Source organism: Streptomyces sp. NPDC054047 (assembly GCF_055585065.1).
Genome location: NZ_JBVJKV010000006.1, coordinates 120645 through 140959 on the forward strand (window position 1 = coordinate 120645; position 20315 = coordinate 140959).

The 20315-nt window shown below is 67.0% G+C and carries 28 protein-coding genes; all 28 read left to right on the forward strand.

All coding sequences use genetic code 11. The features are described 5' to 3' along the window. Positions 1–15: 15 nt before the first annotated feature. The 28 genes from ACZ6ZP_RS22790 (at position 16) to ACZ6ZP_RS22925 (ending at position 20315) form a co-directional block, all read left to right on the forward strand. Entirely contained in the window at positions 16–666 is a 651-nt protein-coding gene (locus tag ACZ6ZP_RS22790; protein WP_469408109.1) for a hypothetical protein, read from the forward strand. A gap of 13 nt (positions 667–679) precedes the next feature. Then, positions 680–850: a hypothetical protein gene (locus ACZ6ZP_RS22795; protein ID WP_469408110.1), complete on the forward strand. Its 171-nt coding sequence runs from the start codon at positions 680–682 to the stop codon at positions 848–850. A 72-nt stretch (positions 851–922) separates the two neighbouring features. Then, a complete protein-coding gene (locus tag ACZ6ZP_RS22800; RefSeq protein WP_469408111.1) occupies positions 923–1507 on the forward strand; it encodes a helix-turn-helix domain-containing protein in 585 nt (194 codons plus the stop codon). Positions 1508–1537: 30 nt separating this feature from the next. Further along, positions 1538–2881 carry an AAA family ATPase gene (locus tag ACZ6ZP_RS22805; protein WP_469408112.1) on the forward strand — a complete coding sequence of 448 codons (1344 nt, stop codon included), beginning with the start codon at positions 1538–1540 and terminating at the stop codon, positions 2879–2881. Between the two features lie 396 nt (positions 2882–3277). After that, positions 3278–3736, forward strand: a complete 459-nt coding sequence (locus ACZ6ZP_RS22810) for a hypothetical protein (protein ID WP_469408114.1) — start codon at positions 3278–3280, stop codon at positions 3734–3736. Between the two features lie 239 nt (positions 3737–3975). Continuing rightward, positions 3976–4755: a hypothetical protein gene (locus tag ACZ6ZP_RS22815; RefSeq protein ID WP_469408115.1), complete on the forward strand. Its 780-nt coding sequence runs from the start codon at positions 3976–3978 to the stop codon at positions 4753–4755. 125 nt (positions 4756–4880) lie between these two features. Further along, the gene (locus ACZ6ZP_RS22820) at positions 4881–5573 is read left to right on the forward strand and encodes an HNH endonuclease (RefSeq protein WP_469408116.1); all 693 of its coding nucleotides are present in this window, start codon (positions 4881–4883) and stop codon (positions 5571–5573) included. Next, entirely contained in the window at positions 5573–5893 is a 321-nt protein-coding gene (locus ACZ6ZP_RS22825) for a DUF6221 family protein (RefSeq protein WP_469408117.1), read from the forward strand. Before ACZ6ZP_RS22820 ends, ACZ6ZP_RS22825 begins: the two co-directional genes overlap by 1 nt. Beyond that, positions 5890–6033, forward strand: a complete 144-nt coding sequence (locus tag ACZ6ZP_RS22830; RefSeq protein ID WP_469408118.1) for a hypothetical protein — start codon at positions 5890–5892, stop codon at positions 6031–6033. The genes ACZ6ZP_RS22825 and ACZ6ZP_RS22830 overlap by 4 nt, the downstream gene beginning before the upstream one ends. Continuing rightward, complete coding sequence (locus tag ACZ6ZP_RS22835; RefSeq protein WP_469408119.1) at positions 6030–6233, forward strand: hypothetical protein; 204 nt, start codon at positions 6030–6032, stop codon at positions 6231–6233. Before ACZ6ZP_RS22830 ends, ACZ6ZP_RS22835 begins: the two co-directional genes overlap by 4 nt. A gap of 299 nt (positions 6234–6532) precedes the next feature. After that, entirely contained in the window at positions 6533–7633 is a 1101-nt protein-coding gene (locus ACZ6ZP_RS22840; RefSeq protein ID WP_469408120.1) for a transglycosylase family protein, read from the forward strand. 178 nt (positions 7634–7811) lie between these two features. After that, positions 7812–7997: a hypothetical protein gene (locus ACZ6ZP_RS22845; protein ID WP_469408122.1), complete on the forward strand. Its 186-nt coding sequence runs from the start codon at positions 7812–7814 to the stop codon at positions 7995–7997. Positions 7998–8884: 887 nt separating this feature from the next. After that, positions 8885–9247 (forward strand): HNH endonuclease, encoded by a 363-nt coding sequence (locus ACZ6ZP_RS22850; RefSeq protein WP_469408124.1) that lies wholly within the window; start codon positions 8885–8887, stop codon positions 9245–9247. A gap of 15 nt (positions 9248–9262) precedes the next feature. Beyond that, positions 9263–9541: a phage fiber-tail adaptor protein gene (locus tag ACZ6ZP_RS22855; protein WP_469408125.1), complete on the forward strand. Its 279-nt coding sequence runs from the start codon at positions 9263–9265 to the stop codon at positions 9539–9541. Continuing rightward, entirely contained in the window at positions 9541–10002 is a 462-nt protein-coding gene (locus tag ACZ6ZP_RS22860; RefSeq protein ID WP_469408126.1) for an AAA family ATPase, read from the forward strand. The genes ACZ6ZP_RS22855 and ACZ6ZP_RS22860 overlap by 1 nt, the downstream gene beginning before the upstream one ends. 26 nt (positions 10003–10028) lie before the next feature. After that, positions 10029–10445 carry a hypothetical protein gene (locus ACZ6ZP_RS22865; RefSeq protein WP_469408127.1) on the forward strand — a complete coding sequence of 139 codons (417 nt, stop codon included), beginning with the start codon at positions 10029–10031 and terminating at the stop codon, positions 10443–10445. Continuing rightward, the gene (locus tag ACZ6ZP_RS22870; protein ID WP_469408128.1) at positions 10445–11170 is read left to right on the forward strand and encodes a hypothetical protein; all 726 of its coding nucleotides are present in this window, start codon (positions 10445–10447) and stop codon (positions 11168–11170) included. Before ACZ6ZP_RS22865 ends, ACZ6ZP_RS22870 begins: the two co-directional genes overlap by 1 nt. A gap of 12 nt (positions 11171–11182) precedes the next feature. Beyond that, complete coding sequence (locus ACZ6ZP_RS22875) at positions 11183–11452, forward strand: hypothetical protein (RefSeq protein WP_469408129.1); 270 nt, start codon at positions 11183–11185, stop codon at positions 11450–11452. Beyond that, positions 11449–11949 (forward strand): hypothetical protein, encoded by a 501-nt coding sequence (locus tag ACZ6ZP_RS22880; RefSeq protein ID WP_469408130.1) that lies wholly within the window; start codon positions 11449–11451, stop codon positions 11947–11949. Before ACZ6ZP_RS22875 ends, ACZ6ZP_RS22880 begins: the two co-directional genes overlap by 4 nt. Before the next feature lie 71 nt (positions 11950–12020). After that, positions 12021–13220 carry a hypothetical protein gene (locus tag ACZ6ZP_RS22885; protein ID WP_469408131.1) on the forward strand — a complete coding sequence of 400 codons (1200 nt, stop codon included), beginning with the start codon at positions 12021–12023 and terminating at the stop codon, positions 13218–13220. Further along, positions 13217–13528 (forward strand): hypothetical protein, encoded by a 312-nt coding sequence (locus tag ACZ6ZP_RS22890; protein WP_469408132.1) that lies wholly within the window; start codon positions 13217–13219, stop codon positions 13526–13528. Before ACZ6ZP_RS22885 ends, ACZ6ZP_RS22890 begins: the two co-directional genes overlap by 4 nt. Beyond that, positions 13525–15105: a terminase gene (locus tag ACZ6ZP_RS22895; RefSeq protein ID WP_469408133.1), complete on the forward strand. Its 1581-nt coding sequence runs from the start codon at positions 13525–13527 to the stop codon at positions 15103–15105. Before ACZ6ZP_RS22890 ends, ACZ6ZP_RS22895 begins: the two co-directional genes overlap by 4 nt. Then, complete coding sequence (locus tag ACZ6ZP_RS22900) at positions 15102–16550, forward strand: phage portal protein (RefSeq protein ID WP_469408135.1); 1449 nt, start codon at positions 15102–15104, stop codon at positions 16548–16550. Before ACZ6ZP_RS22895 ends, ACZ6ZP_RS22900 begins: the two co-directional genes overlap by 4 nt. Continuing rightward, positions 16540–17685, forward strand: coding sequence for an HK97 family phage prohead protease (locus ACZ6ZP_RS22905; RefSeq protein ID WP_469408136.1), 1146 nt, complete (start codon positions 16540–16542; stop codon positions 17683–17685). The genes ACZ6ZP_RS22900 and ACZ6ZP_RS22905 overlap by 11 nt, the downstream gene beginning before the upstream one ends. Before the next feature lie 59 nt (positions 17686–17744). Continuing rightward, a complete protein-coding gene (locus ACZ6ZP_RS22910; protein ID WP_469408138.1) occupies positions 17745–19010 on the forward strand; it encodes a phage major capsid protein in 1266 nt (421 codons plus the stop codon). A 24-nt stretch (positions 19011–19034) separates the two neighbouring features. Further along, positions 19035–19451, forward strand: coding sequence for a hypothetical protein (locus ACZ6ZP_RS22915; protein WP_469408139.1), 417 nt, complete (start codon positions 19035–19037; stop codon positions 19449–19451). Then, positions 19451–19690: a hypothetical protein gene (locus ACZ6ZP_RS22920; protein WP_469408141.1), complete on the forward strand. Its 240-nt coding sequence runs from the start codon at positions 19451–19453 to the stop codon at positions 19688–19690. Before ACZ6ZP_RS22915 ends, ACZ6ZP_RS22920 begins: the two co-directional genes overlap by 1 nt. A gap of 13 nt (positions 19691–19703) precedes the next feature. Further along, a complete protein-coding gene (locus ACZ6ZP_RS22925; protein WP_469408143.1) occupies positions 19704–20315 on the forward strand; it encodes a hypothetical protein in 612 nt (203 codons plus the stop codon).

Below are 20315 nucleotides of genomic sequence, written 5' to 3' on the forward strand. Positions count from 1 at the left end.
CGGGACCACCACGTCGTGACGTCCGCCCAGGGCTACGACGTGGTGGTGTGCCGGGGCTCCGGTGAGCCGTCGGCCGACACGCTGGACGACTCCAAGGACTGGGCATGGCAGCCCCAGCAGGTGCCGCCGTTCAAGAACGGGGGACTGGTGGGCGCCGTGGGCGTGAGCGGGCGCGGCATCCAGGAGGCGATGGAGCGCCTGGCCGCGAGCGCGGTGAGGACGAACGACACGGTGCGCGCCGCGTCGCAGGCCATCACCGGCCAGGAAGACACCGTCGCCACAGTCCTGGCCGCCGTACAGCAGACATACGCCGAAGAAGCCGGACCGCAGCCCGCAGGCGTGCGCATCGGTGTCGAGCTGGAGCAGGACAGCGCCTCCTTCCTTGGGGACGGACCGCTGACGCTGGCGATACGCCTGCCGTTCCGCTCCGAGCGGCTCAGCCTGGCCATACCCGTCGACCCCTCGGTGGCGGACGACGCGCCGCTGCGCGACGCCCTGGCGCGGCACGCGGCCGACGCCGTGCGCAGAGCGCTGCGCGAACAGCCTTCGCGCTGCACCGCCAGCCTCATCGGGCCCGCGGGCACTCAGCACGACTGCCGCCTGCGCGGGCCGCACGTCTCGCACGTCTGCGGGCTGTGCTTCGTGCAGTGGACCGACAGCCCCTGAAGGAGACGTGAGCATGGACCAGGCCGTCGAAGGCCGCTGCCCGCGCTGCACCCGCAGCGTGACGCTACTGCGCACCCGGCGCGGAGTGGTGCTGGACGAACACGAGAGCGCGCCGTTCTCGGACGACCGGCACCGGCGCATCCGGTGCCCGGGATCGGGGCGCCCCATCCGGAGCAGGGGGTGAGCTGTGGGCCCGCCGCAGAGGACCCTGTGCGGGGCCGGCGAGCATGACCTGAGGGACCCGGCCAACGTGGGCGTGGGGCGACGGAAAGGCGGGCACAACTCCCGCTACTGCCTGCCGTGCGCGCGTCGCCGCAGCCGCAGGCGCAGGAAGGCCGAGCAGGAGAGCAGGCCCGCCGTCACACGGCCCGCGCGCCGGCCACCGGGCGGCAGCGCACTGGGCATCCTGCAAGCCGTGGCGGACGGGGAGAGCACCGCCGACATCGCGGCGCACCAGCACATGACGCCCGACGGCGTGCGGCACTGCCTGCACCGGCTACAGGCCCGCTACGGCGTGCGGTCCACGGCCGCGGCCGTGGCGGTCGGTCTGGCCCGCGGCGACATCGGCGCAGTGCGTCAGGGCCATCCCCTGCCGCCGCGAGCCAACGCCACGCGTGACCACACCCGCTGCCTGCTGCGGCTCATCCGGGGCGAGCGGGCGCCGCGCAGGCAGGGCGCCGCGCACCTGCGCATGATGGACGACCTGTACGCCTTCAGCGAGGCGCACGCGATCAGCGTGCTGTGGGCCGCGGGTCTGATCACGGCCAAGGACATTCCGCAATTCACCCAGAAGGAGACAGACATGATCAGAGAAGTGCAGCCCGCCCCGGCTTCACGATGACGACCAGTACGGCGAGAAAGGCGCGTGCCCGTGACGGAATTGAGCGACCAGAACGGGCACCTGCCGCCAGCACAGGGAATCGACTTCTACACCCTCGCGGCAATCTTCAGGGAGCTTGACCCCGAAGCGAAGCGTGCGGTCCTGCTGGGAATCAATCGCAGTCAGGCCGCTGAATTCGCCCGCATCGTCAGCGGAACGGATCTCCTGGCAGGACTTCCTGACCCGGACCGCGAACGGCGCATCGAAGGAGAAATAGCCAACCGCGAGGACATGGAAGAGGCCGCAAGGCGCTTCCTCGAAAGGCAGAAACGTCTCCTCACCTCCCCCGAGGGAATGGCTGCGCTGGCCGAGGAGTTCGCGGCCGGTGTTCTGGTCAGCGACCAGCTCGATGACATTCCGGAGCCGGAACCGCTCATCGACGGCTACCTCGACAAGGGCAGCCTGGTGCGGATCTTCGGGCCGCCGAAATCGCTGAAGTCGTTCATCGCGCTGTCCATGGCCGGCGCGGTCGCCGGGGGGCTGCGCTGGTTCGGCTACCGCACCGAGAAGGCGCGCGTCCTGTACGTCGTCGCCGAAGGCGTGAGAGGCACCCGCAGAAGAGTGCGGGCCTGGGAACAGGAGAACGGCCAGGCGATCGACGTACGGTTCTACCCGCGGGCCGTCCAGATCGGCGACCCGGACCAGCAGCGGCGTCTCATCGCCTACGCCCGCACCTACGGCTTCGAGTTCATCATCTTCGACACGCAGGCACGGTGCACGGTGGGCGTGAAGGAGAACGACAACACGGAGATGGGGCAGATCATCGCCGCCCTGGACGCGCTCAAAGAGGTCACGGGCGCCTGCGTGATGCTGGTCCACCACTCCGGGACCGAAGGAGGCCGCGGGCGCGGCGCCACGGCCTGGGACGGCGCGGTGGACGCGGAGTTCGAGGTGCGGCGCGAGGAGACCAGCATGCGCGTCACGCTGCTGACGCGCTTCCAGAAGGACGTCGCCGAGGCCATGGACCTCCTGCTCGAAGGGCACGAGGTGGGCGACTCGCTCGTCTTCCGGCTGCGCGGCGACAGCGCGCCGGTCGCGGTGGAGATCATCGTCACGGGCAAGCAGCAGCTCGTGCTCCAGGCCGTCTCCGAGTACGGAGAGGTCGGCGTCTCGGTCAGCGGCGTCGCGGCGGCGCTGGGACTCGAAGCCAAAGAGCGCGGCAAGTGCGGTACGCACGTGAGCGCGCTGCTGAAAAAGGAACTGATCAAGAAGGTCCCGGCGAGTGCCCGGTACGAGATCACTTACGCGGGACGGCAGCAGCTGGACGCCCTCGCACGCGCTGCCGCGGCGGAGCGTCCGGAGCACGTCCAGGAGATGATCGAAGAGCCGGAATGACACAACGCTCTGACCAGCACGTTTATAAATCCGTCGCTACCGGTCACCTGCTCTGACCTGCGGCGTCGCTATCCGTCGCTATTTTTCAAGATCATGTCGTGCTTTGGTCGCTACCCCTCGTCGCTACCGTCGCTAAAGCGTTGTGTTTTCGTCGTTACCTCTGACCTGCGGCGTCGTGCTTTCGTCGCTACCCCTTTTCTTATTTCCTTGATCGTGTCGCTACGTGTGGGGGGGCCTAGCGAAGCGGCCCCCCCACGACGACGTGGCGACAAGCGACGGACAAGACAAAGAAAGGATCTTGTTACGGCTACGCAGAACCTCATCGACACAGAGATCAAACTTGCTACCTGCAACCGCTGCGGAAGCTACGTGTTCGCGTGCCAGGTGTCCGGCGTCATGACAGCCGCCGATCCCACACCGCTGGACGGAGATCACTACAGGGCCGCGCTGATCGCCGGGCTGGCGACCTACGACGTGCTCACCCGCGCCGGCCGTCCGTGGCGTCTGCGGCGGCGCACCGCATCGGTGTCCGCGACGCCGTGCGTCATCGTCGCGGCCCATCCCTGCGGCGCCCTGGGCATGGACGCCACGAGGGTCACGGAGCTGGCCGTGGGCCCTCCCCGAGCCCGTGTGAGCGCTTCTGGGCACCAGGACCGCCCCTGTGCCTCCGCAGCGCTTCAGACGGGCCGTCAGAGCCCCGTTCCTGCGAACGCTGCGACCCCGCCCCGTTCTGAGCCCTGGACGTCACGGCCCCTGCGGTGCAGCACCTGCCGAAAGCTGATCGAGGATCAGCAGCCCTACTGGGCCATCGAGTACGACACCCAGCACTGGGCGGTCCACGACACCTGCCCGTGAGGCTGCGATGCCCCGCGCGGGCCCCTGGTGCCGCTTCTGACGGCCCGTGAGCCCGTTCTGGCTCCCGGAGTCCGTCTGGCCCCTGAGGGCGCCTGAGCGCCTCGCAGGGGCCTTCTTGCGTCCTCATGATCCATATCAAGAGAGGCAGCTCATGATCAATATTGCCAAGCTGGCCGAGTACCTGCACCGGGAGCGGCATCCTGCGGAGCAGGCGCCGCCCATGATGACCTGCTTGTTTCATGACCGCGCCGTTTTTGTGGAACGGGCTCGCCGTCTCGCCGTATGGCTGGCCCGTGCTTCCCGCTGAGCAAGTCGCGGATCTTGTCGGCCAGTTGCTCGATGGCTGGGAGGAGCGCGTCGAATACCAGGTGCCGATCACGAGACATGCGCCGGTGTGCCAGGTGCGCCGTGCCGCCCTGTCGCCCGCGAGACGCAAGCACCACCACTGTGAATGCCCGGTGCATTTCGAGGCTCGGGCACAGACCACGCAATTGCCCTCGCTGATCGTCCAGTTGCAGGAAGCCGTGACGGAGCCGGTGGCGGTATCGGACGGCAGCGGTATTGGTGTGATCGATAAGCCGCACTCGAACCCGCCCGGAAACGGCGAGGCGCTGGCGGCGCTGATGGATATCGGGGACAGCGCGCGGAGTCATTACGCCGCTCTGCGCGCTGTGCTGTACCCGGAGCACCGTCAGCCCAATGGCGTGACAATGACCGGTGCGCTGCGTTCCGTTCCGGACTGGTGCGCGATAGCCAGCGAGAACGGAAACGACGATGTTGTCTACGAAGTGAAAGAAGATCTGCGGAAGAAGGTCCGGACGGCGCGGATCATTCTCGGATATGACTCGCCGCAGCGGCTTCTCGAAACGACGGTCTGCGGCAGCTGCGGCGGCGCGCTGATCGTGGCCGACGACGCATCCACCGACGTGCGGTGCATCGGGACACCCGAGGCGGAGCCGTGCGGGACTCGCTATTTCAGGTGGGATTGGATCAAGCTGTTGGAAGGCGAGGGTGCGTAGTGGGTGGCTCGATCGCGTACCTGCGAATGGCCCGAAATGACGTCCGAGATGGGAGAATTGAGCAGATAGACCCCGGCAACGGCGGTAACCGTTCCGGGGCGTGGCCGATCTACAAGGAGATCGACATGGCCGAGCGTATCTGTTCAATCGAGGGCTGCGGTAGGGCGGGCAAGCTCACTCGCGGCATGTGCAGCAGGTGCTACCGCTGCTGGATCGATCACACTCCCAAGAGTGAGCGTGACGTGGCCCCCCGGTTCGTGGATGACTTCTGGCAGCAGGTGAAGAAGACCCACGAGCATGGCTGTTGGCTCTGGAGCGGGAGGTGCGACCGCAAGGGGTACGGGCTGTGGAAGCGTCATCTCGCCCACCGGGAGTCTTGGCGGCGGGCGCGTGGGGCGATCGAAGACGGTCTGCTCGTTCTGCACATCTGTGACCAACACGCCTGCGTGAATCCGACGCACCTCTATCTCGGCACGGTTCGGGAGAACGCCATAGACGCGTCCGTACGAGGCAGGCTGTTCAGTCCTCGTAAGGAGCGCTGCTCGAAGGATCACGAGAAGGATGGCGACAATCTTCGTGTCGTGCGGTCGGGTGGCTACACCAGCTACCGGTGCCGCCAGTGCGAAAACGAGCGGAGCAACGAGCGCCAGAAGGAGGCCAGGCGTGTACGTGGCCTGACCCGTCCGCGCCTCTCGCCCGAAGACAAGCAGCGCATACAGGCGTTGCGGCGGTCTGGTGCATCTCATCGCGAGATCGCTGCGAGTGTCGGTCGCAGTCTTGTGTCCGTACAGAAGGTGCTCAAGGAGGCGGGGCTCTGATGGATCTTGTGGACTTCGTTCGTGCTCGACTCGATGATGACGAGGCAGTGGCGCGCCATGCGGATGATGGTCCGTGGGTGCGTCACGTTGGCTACATCTCTGGTGGGTCGACGGGCGCAGTACGTGTGACTCAGCAAGCGCAGGCCTGGAATGCCGACCACATCGCCCGCCATGATCCGGCCCGCGTCCTCAAGGAGATCGAGGCGAAGCGGCGGTTGATCGACTTCCTGCGTCCGAATGAGGTCTACGGGTGGTCATTGCGCCTGCTCGCCCTGCCGTACGACGATCACCCGGATTATCGCGAGGAGTGGCGGCCGTGAATGCCTGGCGCCACTACTGGCAGGCGTACGGCTTCTGGTACGGAACCTTCCAGGCGTTCATGGTCACCCTGTGGATCTTGTCCGGCGTCGGGATGGTCGGCGGAATCGCGTGGATGTGGTGGGAGGCGCTGCGCCCGTGAAGCTCGCCGATACCGAAGCCGCCTGCCTGTACTGGGGCTGTTCGCGGCGGTGGCTGTTCAAGCTGGCCGGTGAAGGGCGTCTGATCCGCTACGGGACGGCCGCGCGCCGCCTGTGGGACCTGGACGCCATGCCGCCGCGCAAGCCCGGCATGCCGCTGCCGAAGCCCCCGATCATTCGCGAATCGAAAGGAGGTGATTGACCGATGTAGATCCGTCGTGCACTATCGAGGCGTGTCCGGCATGCCCAGGAGAGCGCCTGACTGATGATCAAGGCCCGCCGTGTGCGGGCCTTTTTGCTGCGCCCGCTGATCCACAGCGGCTGCGCCATTCACTTACCGCGTCAACGCGGATACAGCGGCCTTGCTGAGCAGGGCCGCTTCCTCATGCCCGCACCAAGGCGGGTGGCCTGAGCGGGGCAGGCCCAATCCCATCGGAGATCTCTCATATGGGGCACGACCGCAATAAGCACAGGCGGCCCAAGGCCGTACGCACGAAACGCATGATCGCTTCGACGGCAGCAACGTCCGTCGTCGGTGCGGGCGTTGCAGTAGTCGGGACCGGCACGGCAGACGCCGCTTCCGTCAGCGTGTGGGACGCCGTTGCCAAGTGCGAATCCGGCAACCGCTGGAACATCAATACCGGCAACGGGTACTACGGCGGCTTGCAGTTCAGCGCGTCGACCTGGCGGGCGTACGGCGGCGGCAGGTACGCCAGCCGTGCCGATCTCGCCACCAAGGCTCAGCAGATCCAGATCGCCGAAAAGGTGCTCGCGGCTCAGGGCCCCGGAGCGTGGCCCGTATGCAGCGCACGCGCCGGTCTCACCCGGGGCGGAGCCAAGCCCTACAAGGCGGCGCCCAAGGTGCAGAAGGCTGTGCCCAGGAAGGCGCCGGCCAAGCCGAAGGCGCAGGTATCGGGTACCGCGGCAAGAGCGGTGGCGTTCGCCCTGGCGCAGCGTGGCAAGCCGTACATCTTCGGCGCCACCGGACCGGGCGCGTACGACTGCTCGGGCCTGACGCAGGCAGCCTGGCGTGCAGCAGGGATCTCCATCCCGCGTACGTCACAGGCACAGTTGGCCGGACTGAAGCGGGTATCCCCCTCGCAGGTGCGGCCCGGCGACCTGGTCATCTACCGCGGTGGTGCACACGTCGCCATCTACATAGGGGGCGGCCGGATAGTAGAGGCCCCCAGTCCCGGCAAGCGGGTGCAGGTCGCGCCCTGGCGCAGCGGCTGGTATGCCACGCACTTCGCCGCTGTCGTGCGTCCCACAGGCTCGACAGCGGGGGGCCCTGCACACAAGGCCACCCCCACCGTGCCGAAGAGCAAGGGTGCACCCACGAACCAGGGCGTACCCGCCAAGCCGAGGGTGGCGCCCCAGCAGAAGCGGGCCGTGCCCTCGGAGAGCAGGGGCGCCAAGCGTGCGGGCGGTACGACATGGGGTGGCAAGGCCTACAAGGTCAAGCCTGGTGACTACCTGCATCGCATCGCCACGGCTCACAACATCAAAGGTGGTTGGCAGGCGCTGTACGCAGGCAACCGCAAGACCATCGGCGACAACCCCAACCTGATCCATCCTGGTCAGGTGCTGCACCTCGGTAAGTAGCTACCTCGCTTGTGCTACCTGATCCACCATCACCGGCACGGTGTGCCCCCACCCATGGAGGTGCGCCGTGCCGGTGACCAGGTGCGCTGGCCGCAGTGGTGCGCGATGGCGTCGCGCTGTCGCACAGCTCAAGCGCGAGGCACCACCGATCTGTCACCTGTGCGGTCAAGCGATCGACATGACGTTGCACTACCTCGATCCGATGGCTTGGCAAGCAGATCATGATCCGTCCATCGCTGTACTGCTCGCGCGCGGCGATGATCCCGACGACGTGCAGTGGCTCAGGCCCTCGCACCGTCTCTGCAATCAGAAGAAGAGCAACCGCGATACGCGTCCGGCCGTGAAGGCCTCGAAGCGGTGGTGAATGGATCTCTGTATAGATCTATGCAGAATGCCTCGTGCATAAACGATGTATGGATTTCCATTGCGGCTATGCAGGCGATGGATATTTTTTATGCACGAGATTAGCTGAGGGGGAATCAGTGACGGCGGCAAGGGTGCAGGTCAGCGCTCTGTTTGCTCTGCATAGGGGGGCGGGGGTCTGCCCTGAATTTCATGCGCGGTGACCCGCTACGCTCCTCCCACCCGCAGAACCCCCTATCAAATTTCATAATGCGAATGATCAGTAAACTGCAATAAATGCAGGTCAGAGGCTTGATCGTTGGATTGGTAATTCCGATCTATGCATGTTTCGATCTTGTACGTAGATCAATGTATAGATCGACTACCTTTTATGCAGCCCCTATTCAAGCGGGCTGACTTTTATGCATCGATCTTTATCGATGGAGACCCGTGAATAATTCCATCTGTCGATTCTGTGGAAATCTATTCAGTAGGCCGAGCAAGTGCGGGCAGCCCCCGGCTCACTGCTCGCCTGAATGCCGTGAAGCGGAGGCGAAGGGGCGGGGGTTCTCTCGATCCTGGACGAAGAAGAAGCGCGATGCGTCGTGTGCCGGGTGCGGAACGTTGATGTGGGCATCGAAAGGTGCCAAGTCTCTGCCCAAATGTCGGGCCTGCCGTGCGGAAGCCCGCAAGCGTGGGTGCGCTCACTGCGGTGAGACCTTCACTGTCGATGCGCCGCATAGCAAGGCCAAGTACTGCTCGCGCGACTGCTCCGGTGCTGTCAACGGCGGTGCCAGGACGCTGAAGAACCCGCGACCTTGCGTCGACTGCGGTACTGATGTTCTCACCGCCGCAGTTGAGCCCCGGTGCCTGTCCTGTCGTGCGGCATACGTCGCGAGTCCTGAGTACATGGTCCGCGATGCGGCCCGGCTACGCGACAAGTGCCGCCGACGTCGCGCCCTGAAGCGGACTGCTGCGGTCGAGCACTACAGGACCGAGGAGATAGCCGAGCGGGACCGGTACGTCTGCCAGTTGTGCAGTCTCCCGGTGGACATGTCCGTCCCGGCACCGCGGCCGTGGTCTCCGACGGTGGATCACATCGTGCCGATATCGCGCGGCGGCGACGACGTCAGGCTGAACGTCCAGCTCGCGCACCGGTACTGCAACACGTCCAAGGGTGCGCGGTGCATAGAAGAGCTGCCGCCGGATGAGCAGAACGGCTTCTACATCCGCCTGTACGACGCGGTGTCTGAGCTGCGCCGCGCTGCGTAGATCCTGGGGGTGACCATGGCCGCCTCCGATACGTGGCCCAAAGATCCGGACGCTCGGCTCGATTGGGTGTGGGACTGGTCCGACTGGCTGGAGCCGGGCGAGACCATTACCGACTCGCAGATGATCGTGTCCGCCGGGCTGACGCTCGACAGCGACGCGAACAGTGCGACGTCCGCCACGGCCTGGCTGACGGGCGGCACCCCGGGCACGCCGTACCTGGTGACCAATCGGGTCACGACGTCCGCCGGGCGCATCGACGATCGCAGCATCACGATCCGGGTCAAGAACCGCTGATGCCCCTCTTCGTCGTGATCGGTCCGCCCGCCGCGGGCAAGTCGACGTGGGTCAACGAGCGCGCGAAGAGCGGCGACATCGTCATCGACTACGACCGCATCGCCAACGCCCTGACCGCGGTCGGCGCCAAGCCGCACGGCCACAAGCGCCCGTTGGCCACGGTCGCTTTCCGCGCCCGCGAGGCTGCCATCACCGAGGCACTGCGGCACGTGAGGGATCACGACGTCTACATCATCCACTCGGTGCCGAAGCCTGCCGCCATGGATCGCTACCGCAAATACGGTGCCGAGGTCGTCACGGTCGACCCCGGCCGCGAGGTCGTCGAAGCACGCTGCCGCGCAGAGCGCCCCGAGAACTACATGGACGGCGTGAAGCGCTGGTACGCCTCCGGGCTGCGTCCGCGTCCGGTGCCCCCGTCCTCAGCAACTGCACCGAGCGGCGCCGGTTCCCGCGCCTGGTGACCGAACTCCCTTGAGAGGAACAACAGATGGCTGTCCAGTTGGCTACCGCCACGCAGAACGCGATGGCGGATGCGGCCGTCGACCTGATCGACGGGGGAGCGGGCGCCGGGACCATCAAGATCTACACTGCGTCGCAGCCCGCGAATGCGAACACCGCGGTGTCGAGTCAGACGTTGCTGGCGACCTTCACGCTGGATGATCCGGCGTTCGGCGCCGCGTCGTCCGGGGTGTGTACGCTGGCCGCCGTTCCCCTGTCGACGACCGGCGTTGCCGCGGGCACGGCGAGTTGGTTCCGCTGCGCGAGCAGCACGCCCGGCACCGTCTTCGACGGCTCGGTCACCGCGACGGGCGGCGGCGGCCAGCTTCAGTTGAACACTACAACCATCTCGGTCGGAGTTAATGTCGAGATCACAAGCGGCACCTTCACCATGCCTGCCGCCTGATGCCCATCGCCTTCCAGAACGCTACGACGGCGACGGTCAACAGCGCGGCCACCGGCACGATCAACGTGCCTGCGGGCACGGCCGACGGGGACATGCTGATCCTGGGCGTCTGCGTTCCCGAGTCGGTGGGAGTGGACCCCAGCGTGCCGGGGTTCACTCAGAAGGTCACGGCCGACGGCGGCGCCACCGAGGACAACACCGTCGTGCTGTTCTACCGTCGCGCGTCGTCCGAGCCCGCCTCGTACACCGTGACCCTGGATGCCACGTTCGGCAACTACGCCGCGATCTCGATGCTCCGCTACACCGGAGTGATCTCTATTGGAGATCCCTTCCGTACGTCCGGATCGGTCTTCAGATCTACTCGCGGCACTCCGCAGACGAGCGTGGCGCTGACGGGTGTGCAGGCCTCTGACCTGGCCCTTCATATGGCTGGTGTGGTCATGGGCACCTGGAACACGCAGGCGTTCGATCTGGCCGGGCCCGGCGGTTCCTGGGTGGAGCGCGGCGAGGTCTACATGACCACGTCCAACACCGGCAAGCCCGGAATCCTCTTCGTGGAGCAGCTGGGCACCGGCACCGCACCGACGCTCACGGCCACCGGTACCGCCTCTGCCTCGAACATCATCTGGTGCTTCGCGGCCGGCGCCCTGATGGAAGAGCCCGCCCCTGCGGGCCGAACGGCCCGCATCTTCAGCACGGCGGTGCGTCGTGCCTCTACCTGGTGAGGTGAACCGCTGATGGCCGCTCTTGAGCCCAACAGGTATCCGCTGATGTGGATGAACGGGGAGTCGGACCGTGTCGCCCTGTACGCGCTGCGCGACATCAGCGCCGGCGACACGATCGACGTGATCCAGCAGTTCACCGTCATCAAGCGCGCTGTTCTCATGGGCACGACGGTGGCCGCCGCCGCCAGTGCCTCGATCTCGAACACCACGGTCACCGTCCCGGCCGGCGCCAACCGGGACGGGGCGTACCTGCTGGTCTACGGCGTGGCCGGTGTCGCGTGAGCCTCTACATCGCCTACAACACGGCGATTGACGCGACCACGGGTGTGATGTCGGCTACCAGCTATGCCGCGAACGCCAAGGTCGCGATTCAGCTCGCCACACCGTCAACGATCAGCATCCGTATCGTCGAATGGGGCGTGTCCTTCAGCGGCACGGCGGCAGGTGCCCCGGCGGTGTGCACGCTCGCGCAGGCCAGCGCCGCCACCACGTCGATGACTGCGCACAGCACTTCAACCGTGATGCCGATCGGCGAGAACGCCAAGGCGTCCAGCCTGACGATGGGCACCGGGTCGACGGCGTACGGCGCGGTGGCCATCACCACGAACACTACTGAGCGCCAGTTCGCGGGCGCCTTGGTCGGCCCCATGACCCAGTACGAGAAGCAGTGGCCCCTGGGCCGCGAACCGGTGGTCAGCCCCTCCAAGTACTGCCAGCTGCGCATCAATACAGCTGCCACGCTGACGGCCATCGCGTACATCGTCTTCGAGGAGTGCTGACCGAGGCGGTGTGACCCATGGCCCGTCTCGGTCGCGGACAGCCCGCAGGCGCCGTTGTCATCGTCCCCGCAGTGCCCGCGGTCCCTGCCACCGGCACGCTTGACGTCACCACCCCCTTTGTCGCCGTCACCGCGGCAGGTGCCGCTGAGGCGACGGCCACCGTCACGGTGACGGCTCCGTCGGCCGCGGTCAGCGTGACGGCTGCCGCCGAGGCGACGGCGGTCCTCGCCGCCACGGCGCCCTCTGCGTCCGTGGCGGCCGAGGCTGACGTCATCGCCGCAGGCGCGCTCGCCGCCGCGATGCCGACTCCCATCGTGGACGTCGTCGCAGCCGCGCAGGCCGCCGCGACGCTGGTCGTCACCGTGCCGTCCGCCGCTGTCGACGCCGATGCGGACGTCATCGTCGAAACGCAGCTGCTTGCCGCCGCTCCGTCGGCCACGGTGGCCATGGCGGGGCAGCTCCCGTACGCGCTACGCGTGGTGGCACCGGTTCCCACCGTGCTCCTGGCGGGCGGTCCCACCGACCTGCTGGAAGCTGTCGCACCGCCCGTGAGTGTCGACGTCGCGGCCGACGTCACGGCGGCGGGCGACCAGGACGTCGTCGCACCGGTTCCCCTGGTGGCCGCAGCCGGCGAGCTGGGCGTCGGTGGCGTCCTGGCCGTGAGCGCACCGGCGCCGGCGAGCGATACCGCAGGAGCGGTGACTGCCGTCGGCGGGCTGGCCGTTGCCGCGCCGTCTGCTGCCGCCGGCGTCGCCGCTGAAGCCGGTGTTTCGGCCGGCCTGGCTGCCGCTGCGCCGGTTGCGGGCGTGACTGCCGTCGGCGGGCTCGGTCTGGGTGGCCCGCTGTCGGCGGGCCCTCCTGTGGCCGTGGTTGCCCTCTCGGCCGACGCGGCGACCGGCGGTGTGCTGTCGATGACGGCGCCGTCGGCGGGCTTTTCCGGGACAGGTGGTGTGGCCTCGCCGGGCGCTCTGGTGGTGCTTGCCCCGTCTGCCGTCGTTGACGTGGACGGCGCCGCATCGCTGGACGGCGTGCTCTCCGTGGCGGCGCCCTCGGCCGTGGTCCTGGCGTACGCGGAGACGCGGGCGACGGGTCCGCGCATCACGGTTGTGGCCGAGGAACCGCGCGTGCTGCATATCCCTGCGGAGCCCCGCCGGATCACGGTCGCCGCAGAGGCCCGCGTACTGGCCGTGTCCGATGAGGACCGCACCGTTCGTGTTGAGCCGCGCCCTGAAAGGCGCCTGGTCGTGGCGGGGGAGGTGCGTGGGCGGTGAACGACTTCCGCAAGGCCATCTCAGGCGGCGATAAGCGCGTTCAGTACGCCGCGATGCGTGACTGGCTGGCCCGAGAGATCAGCGGTGAGATCGAGTGCTGCGACTGCGGCAAGCTGCGGCGCTCTTCGGGCTCGGAGACTGCGGCCCTGATGCTGCGCCTGGTCAAGGTGCTCGAAGAGCTGGAGAAGATCCCGGACACGACGACGGTGTCCCGATACGACGAACTTGCCGCCAAGCGCACGGGCGGAAGCCCGGACGCCGCGCGCCGCCAGGGCACGGGACGGCGCCGCAGGGGCACCGGGGCATGAGCGGAGTCGTCATACCGGGGCGCGGCAGTCAGGCGCCCCGGATTCTCAGCGCGCCGCCGCGCGTGTCCAGCGCGGGCGCCGATGTTGCGGAGCTGGCGGAGATCGCAGGTCTTCCCATGGACCCCTGGCAGCGGCTCGTGCTGGACGAGGCCCTGGGGCAGCGCCGTGACGGCACGTGGAGCGCGTTCGAAGTCGGCCTGGTGGTCGGTCGCCAGAACGGCAAGGGGGCCATTCTCGAAGCGGTTGAGCTGGCCAGCCTCTACCTGCTGGACGAAGAGTTGTGCATTCACAGCGCGCACCTTTTCGACACGAGCCTTGAGGCCTTCAAGCGCATCCTCGGTCTGATCGAGAACACGCCGGACCTCGATCGCATGGTCAAGCGCGTGTCCCGCTCGCACGGCGAAGAGGGCATCGAGGTCATGCGCGACGGCGTGCTGCGCCGCCTGCGCTTCCGCTCCCGTACGGCGGGCGGCGGGCGTGGGTTCACGTGCGATCGCCTGATCCTGGACGAGGCGATGATCCTCACGGACCGGGCCGTGGGCTCGATCCTGCCGACCCTGTCCGCCGTCCCGGACCCGCAGGTCTGGTACACGGGATCGTCCGGCACCAAGGACTCCACTGCGCTCGGTCGTGTCCGCGCCCGCGGCATGGCGGGCAACGACCCTCGCTTGTGCTACCTGGAGTGGTCCATCGACCCGTGCACGCAGTTCTGCCCGGTCGACTGCGAGGACCACGACCGCCAGGACTTCGCGCCGGACCCGCGCTGGGACCAGGCCGAGTACGACCGGCAGCTCTCGCGGTTGTACGCCTCGTATCCCAAGGCGAACCCCGGCTTCGGTATCCGCATTGGCGGTGTGCATTCTCCGGAGCGCTCTGTCGAGCACATCGAGGCAGAGCGTCGCAGCATGTCGGCCGAGGAGTTCGCGCGCGAGCGCCTCGGGGTCGGCGACTGGCCGGTTGAGGGCGAGTCGTGGCGCGTCATCGACGAAGCGTCCTGGAAGGCCTGCGTCGACCCGGCATCCATGCCGGACGGTGAGCTGTCCTTCGGCGTGGAACTCACCCCCGACCGCAAGTCGGGCTGCATCACGGTTGCCGGTTTCAACGCCGACAGCCTCACCCACGTCGAGATCACGAGCGACGGCGAGCGTCTGCTCGATCACCGCCCCGGTGACCGCTGGATCGTGGCCCGCGTCAAGGAGCTGGCCGCGCGCTGGCGTCCGCGAGCTGTCGTCATCAACCGTGCGAGTCAGGCCGGTGCGCTGATCCCCGCGCTGGAGAAGGCGGGCATCACGGTGATCTCGCCGACGGCCCGGGAGTTCGCGCAGGCCTGCGGGTCCTTCGCCAGTGCCGTCGTCCCGATGCGGGGCAACCATCCCACCCTCGTGCACCTGGATCAGGTGCCGCTCAGTAACGCCGTGGCGGGCGCCGACAAGCGCACCGTCGCCGACCTGTGGGCCTGGGACCAGCGTGGTGCGGCCGTCGACATCTCGCCGTTGCAGGCCGCGACGCTCGCCGTCTGGGGCCTTCAGCAGAAGCCCGCCAGGAAGCCCGTCGAAGCCGGATGCGCGTGGGGGTGACCGTGGCCTGGTCGTGGAAATGGCCCTTCTTCACCCGCACCAAGAGCTTCACGGAACCCGATTTCTGGTCGCTTGATGCGGCGCCCTTCTTCCTGGGCAGCACCGCCGACAAAGAGCGGATCGAATCGGATTTCGAGGGCTATGTCGAAGGCGCCTTCAAGCGCAACGGCCCCATTTTCAGCTGCGTGATGGCGCGGCAGATGGTCTTCAGCGAAGCGCGCTTCATGTGGCGGCAGTTCAACAAGGGCCGTCCCGGCGATCTCTTCTCCAATGCCGAACTGAACCTGCTGGAGCGTCCGTGGCCCGGCGGCACAACGGGTGAGCTGCTGGCGCGCATGGAGCAAGATGCTTCGCTGGCGGGGAACAGCTTCTGGACGAAGACCGACGATCAGGGCCGCTACGGGGGCGCGGCGAACGGGCCGGGGCTGCGCCTCGCGCGGCTGCGTCCTGACTGGGTATCCATGGTCATCGGCTCGCACAGCGGCGATCTGTACGCGGCGGACGCAAGGATCATCGGCTACCTCTACGAGCCCAGGCAGTTCGGCGTGATGGCATCGGGTGCGCCGAACACGTCTGGTGGCGCCGTGCTGTTGCTCCCCGGTGAGGTCGCGCACTACTCACCGATCCCCGACCCGGCGGCCCGCTTCCGCGGCATGTCGTGGATGACCCCGGTCCTGCGCGAGATCGAGGCGGATACGGCGGCGACCACGCACAAGAAGGTCTTCTTCGAGCACGCGGCCGTACCCAGCATGGTGATCCGCTTCGACAAGGACGTGCAGCGCGAGCAATTCGACAATTTCGTCAAGGAATTCAAGGCCGGACACCAGGGCGCCTGGAACGCGTACAAGACGCTCTTCCTTCAAGGCGGCGCTGACGTCACTCCGCTGACCCATGATTTCCGGCAGCTCGACTTCACGTCGACCGTCGGCAAGGGCGAGGCGCGCATAGCGTCCGCCGCCGGGGTCCCGCCCTCATGGGTGGGCTTCTCCGAGGGCCTACAAGGCAGCGCCCTCAACACCAGCAACTTCGCTGCATCGAGGCGACGCTTCGCCGACGGCACCATGCGCCCGCTGTGGCGTATCGCTGCGGCAAGTCTTGAAGTGCTCTTCCGGCCGAATGGCGCCAGTACGCATCTGTGGTTCGACACCAGAGATGTGGCCTTCCTGCGCGAAGACTCGCGCGATCGGGCCGAGATCATCCGCATTCAGGCCAACACCCTGGACGCCCTGATCAAGGCTGGATTCGAGCCGGACGACGCCGTGAAGGCGCTCGTCAACGAGGACATCAGCCTGCTGATCGGTCATCACACCGGTTTGGTCTCCGTTCAGATGCAGCCGCCCCTCGAAGCACAGCCCGTTCAACCCGCCCTACCCGCCGGGCAATCAGCCGATCCACCAGAACCAGATGAATCCGGTCAGCCGGAAGGACTCGACAATGGAGCGTAAGAGCCTGCCCGGCGGCCTGGAGATCAAGGACGCTGACAAGGGCATCGTCACGGCCGTCTTTTCCACGATGAACGTACGCGACCACGACGGCGATTTCACCCGCGAGGGCGCATTCACCGACGGGGCAAAAGTCGCCATTTCGGCCTACGGCCACAAGTCGTGGGACGGTGCGCTGCCGGTCGGCAAGGGTGTCATTCGTGTGAAGGGCAAGAAGGCTGTTCTTGAAGGGCAGTTCTTCATGAACACCGCCCACGGCAAGGACACCTTCGAGACCGTCAAGGCCCTGGCGGAAGAGGGCCTGGGGGAGTGGAGTTACGGCTTCGACATCGAAGAGCACTCCTATGGCAAGGAGGGCGACCGGCAGGTCCGGTACCTGGATCGGGTCAAGGTCCACGAGGTCTCGCCTGTGCTGCTGGGCGCCGGGGTCGGCACGCGAACCACGTCCGTGAAGAGCCGTCAGGGCGCTGACGCGGAGCCTGCGGAGGCGAAGGCGGGCGCTGCCGTCCGTGGTCCCATTCCGGCTCGGGAGACGGCCACTCTGACGCGGTCCTGGGACGGTGCCAAGACGGTCGCCGACCTCCCCGAAGACGCCCGTCCCTCCCAGCTGCGCACGGTCTTCGCCTGGGTCGATCCGGACGGTGACCCGGAGCTGAAGGCCTCGTACCGCTTCGCCCATCACCACGGCATCGACGGGCCGGCGAACCTCCGCGCGTGCCTTCAGGGCATCGCCGAACTCAACGGCTGCAAGGGCGATTCCGGCGTACCGGAAGAGCACCGCGAGGCCGTCTACAAGCACCTGGCGGCGCATCTGCTCGACGCCGACCGGGAACCGCCTGAGCTGCGTACAGCTGGGTCTCAGAAGGGCAGGCAGCGGTTCGCGGATGAGGCCACCGAAGTGATGGCCAATCTTTCGAGCCTCATCGACCGTGCGACGGACGTCATGGCTCTCCGCGCGCAAAAGGGCAAGGGAATGTCTCAGGGCTCTGCCGATCTCCTGACATGGATCAGGGACGACGTAAAGCGCCTCGATTCCCTGCTTTCGGTCCCTGTTGACGACGACCAGCCGCCAGAGCCGAGCGCCGAGGAGATCGGCGCTTTGGTGATGGCGTCCATGGCACGCATCAACGGCATCTGACCACACGTTCTTTCCGGCCCCCTCACGGGGGCCTTTTTCATGCCCAAAAACGGAGAGCCATGTACAACGACTCTGACCGGGTAGTGGAATTCCCGGCACTGAAGACCGCCCAGGAGAAGCTGGACGCCAAGCGCGATGCTCTGGCCGCCGTCCTCAGGGAGGCGGGCCCCGACTACGACATGTCGAAGGTCAAGAGCATCGACGGCGACACACACGCCAAGGTCGCGGAGATCGGCAAGATGAATGCCGAGATCGACGACTGCAAGAAGCAGGTCGACGACTACCTGGTCGTGGCCCGCGCCGCCGCACAGGCGCAGCGCGAGGAGAAGGGCAAGGAACCGGGCGACGGCGCGAAGGACCATGAGCCGGAGCGCAAGGACAGCCGCGGACGCAAGGACATGGGCGAGCTGTTCGTCAAGTCCCAGGCCTTCAAGGGCTACAACGTCGGCAGCCAGAACGGACCTCAGGCCAGCCTGGACATCAGCCTGAAGACCCTGTTCCAGACCACGGCCGGATGGGACTCCGAAGACGTCCGCACCGGGCGCCTGGAGTACATGCCGACCCGCCCGGCGCCGCACGTCACCAACTTCATTCCTCAGACGACCACGGGCATGAGCGCCGTCGTCTACATGGAGGAGACGACGTACACCAACGCCGCGGCGGAAATCGCGGAGGGCGGCACCTACCCCGAGGCCGCGCTCGCGCTGACCGAGCGCACGTCTCCGGTCCGCAAGGTCGCTGTGTTCCTGCCGGTCACCGACGAGCAGTTCGAGGACGAGTCACGTGCCGAGGGGTACGTGAACAACCGCCTCCCCTTCATGATCCGGCAGCGGATGGACAGCCAGGTCCTGAAGGGCGACGGCATCGCGCCGAACCTGCTCGGCATCGAGAACGTGAGCGGCATCCAGACGCAGGCCCTGGGTGCGGACAACACCCCGGATGCGATCTACAAGGCGGCGAGGAAGATCCGGGACGACGGCTTTGCCGAGCCCTCAACGATCTTCGTCGCTCCGTCCAAGTGGGAGGCCGTCCGGCTTCTGAAGACCGCGGACGGCGTCTACATCTGGGGCCACCCCTCGATGCCCGGCCCGTACACCTGCTGGGGCATCCCGGTGGTGGAGACCACGGCGGTGACCAGCACCAAGGCCGTGCTGGGGGACCTTCAGAACTTCACCGAGCTGGCCATGCGCCGCGGTCTGGACGTCCAGGTCAGCAACAGCCACAGCACGTTCTTCGCCGAGGGCAAGCTCGCCCTTCGCGCGGACGTGCGCGCGGCCTTCATCGTCTACCGCCCCAAGGCCATGGCCGTCGTGACGGGCCTCTGATCAACTTCCGGAAAGGAATTCACCATGGCTGTACAGCCTGGGTCGGGCTCCGGGAAGGTCGGCCAGTCGTACCAGGCCGGCCGGGTCAAGGTGGCCCGGTGGCTCTATGACTTCGCGACGGACGGTGGAGCACAGGGCACCATCACGCTGCGCGGTGACGAGATCCCCGCAGGCTCTCTCGTCATCGATGCTCGCATCGACGTCACCACGCTGGCCGCGTCCGGTGGTGCGGCGACGGTGAGTCTGGGGCTTGAAGGGGCTGCGGACCTGCGGGCTGCGGCCACGCTCAGCACGGCGCCGGCGCTCAACAGCACGGGTGTCAGGGCGCTGCTGAACCCCGTCAAGACGACGGCGAACCGGGACGTGACGGCGACGGTGGCCGTCGCTGACCTCACGGCCGGGGTCTTCTCCGTGGTCGTCATCTACGTGGAGCTGGCCTGATGTCCGGCGAGGACTGGGTCAGGATCACTGAGCACTGGTGCTTCACCGAGGAACGCGACCGCGTGGTCCGCGAGACGGACCCCGCGGCGCGGTGGCTGCACTGGAAGCCCGGCGACCTGGTCAAGCGCGAAGAAGCGGAGCGCCTGGGGGCCGTCGAGCCTGAGCCGGAAGCACAGGCCAAGAAGGCTCCGTCTGCGGCGAACAAGGCCCGGACTCCTGCCCACAACAAGCGGCGGTGAACGGGGGTCCGGCATGGCCCTTGGCGATCCGTACGCGACCGTCGCGGAGCTGAAGGTACGTCTCCCCAACCTGGACGAAGTCGCGGTCTACGACGACGCCCTGGCCGACGTGCTCGATTCCGTGAGTCGCGAGATCGAGCAGTTCTGCGGCAGGCAGTTCAATGCGGCCAGCACAGCAACAGCGCGTACGTACGGGCCAGATGAGATCTTCCGTCTGCGCGAAGGCACGACCATCACGGCGTGGGTTCGCACTGATGACATCTTCGACACGGTCGATCTTGTCGTTCAGTCAGACGGTGTCACCTGGTCTCCGTCCGACTACACGTTGCACCCCCGCAATGGCGTGATCGACGGCCAGCCCGGTTGGCCGTATTACGAGATCCATGCGGCTGGCTCGCTCTCCTTCGGCGCCAGCGTGAGCGTCACGGCGAAGTGGGGATGGTCCGCCGTTCCGGCACCCGTGAAACAGGCGTGCTTGATCATGGCGGCCGAGACATTCCAGATCAAAGACGCGCCTTTCGGCGTCGCAGGAATGGACCAGTTCGGCGCCATTCGCGTACGCGACAACCGTATGGCCGCATCCAAGCTGGCGCGCTATTGCCGCGATCCGATCCGAGTGAGGTGA

Excerpts from the sequence above, each read along its gene's own strand:
- ACZ6ZP_RS22875 (WP_469408129.1), top strand. The coding sequence starts at position 11,183 with ATGGCCGCTCTTGAGCCCAACAGGTATCCGCTGATGTGGATGAACGGG.
- ACZ6ZP_RS22865 (WP_469408127.1), top strand. The coding sequence starts at position 10,029 with ATGGCTGTCCAGTTGGCTACCGCCACGCAGAACGCGATGGCGGATGCG.
- ACZ6ZP_RS22845 (WP_469408122.1), top strand. The coding sequence starts at position 7,812 with ATGACGTTGCACTACCTCGATCCGATGGCTTGGCAAGCAGATCATGAT.
- ACZ6ZP_RS22815 (WP_469408115.1), top strand. The coding sequence starts at position 3,976 with ATGACCGCGCCGTTTTTGTGGAACGGGCTCGCCGTCTCGCCGTATGGC.
- ACZ6ZP_RS22840 (WP_469408120.1), top strand. The coding sequence starts at position 6,533 with ATGATCGCTTCGACGGCAGCAACGTCCGTCGTCGGTGCGGGCGTTGCA.
- ACZ6ZP_RS22795 (WP_469408110.1), top strand. The coding sequence starts at position 680 with ATGGACCAGGCCGTCGAAGGCCGCTGCCCGCGCTGCACCCGCAGCGTG.
- ACZ6ZP_RS22860 (WP_469408126.1), top strand. The coding sequence starts at position 9,541 with ATGCCCCTCTTCGTCGTGATCGGTCCGCCCGCCGCGGGCAAGTCGACG.
- ACZ6ZP_RS22825 (WP_469408117.1), top strand. The coding sequence starts at position 5,573 with ATGGATCTTGTGGACTTCGTTCGTGCTCGACTCGATGATGACGAGGCA.
- ACZ6ZP_RS22820 (WP_469408116.1), top strand. The coding sequence starts at position 4,881 with ATGGCCGAGCGTATCTGTTCAATCGAGGGCTGCGGTAGGGCGGGCAAG.
- ACZ6ZP_RS22870 (WP_469408128.1), top strand. The coding sequence starts at position 10,445 with ATGCCCATCGCCTTCCAGAACGCTACGACGGCGACGGTCAACAGCGCG.
- ACZ6ZP_RS22810 (WP_469408114.1), top strand. The coding sequence starts at position 3,278 with ATGACAGCCGCCGATCCCACACCGCTGGACGGAGATCACTACAGGGCC.
- ACZ6ZP_RS22855 (WP_469408125.1), top strand. The coding sequence starts at position 9,263 with ATGGCCGCCTCCGATACGTGGCCCAAAGATCCGGACGCTCGGCTCGAT.
- ACZ6ZP_RS22905 (WP_469408136.1), top strand. The coding sequence starts at position 16,540 with ATGGAGCGTAAGAGCCTGCCCGGCGGCCTGGAGATCAAGGACGCTGAC.
- ACZ6ZP_RS22895 (WP_469408133.1), top strand. The coding sequence starts at position 13,525 with ATGAGCGGAGTCGTCATACCGGGGCGCGGCAGTCAGGCGCCCCGGATT.
- ACZ6ZP_RS22920 (WP_469408141.1), top strand. The coding sequence starts at position 19,451 with ATGTCCGGCGAGGACTGGGTCAGGATCACTGAGCACTGGTGCTTCACC.
- ACZ6ZP_RS22850 (WP_469408124.1), top strand. The coding sequence starts at position 8,885 with ATGGTCCGCGATGCGGCCCGGCTACGCGACAAGTGCCGCCGACGTCGC.
- ACZ6ZP_RS22910 (WP_469408138.1), top strand. The coding sequence starts at position 17,745 with ATGTACAACGACTCTGACCGGGTAGTGGAATTCCCGGCACTGAAGACC.
- ACZ6ZP_RS22925 (WP_469408143.1), top strand. The coding sequence starts at position 19,704 with ATGGCCCTTGGCGATCCGTACGCGACCGTCGCGGAGCTGAAGGTACGT.
- ACZ6ZP_RS22915 (WP_469408139.1), top strand. The coding sequence starts at position 19,035 with ATGGCTGTACAGCCTGGGTCGGGCTCCGGGAAGGTCGGCCAGTCGTAC.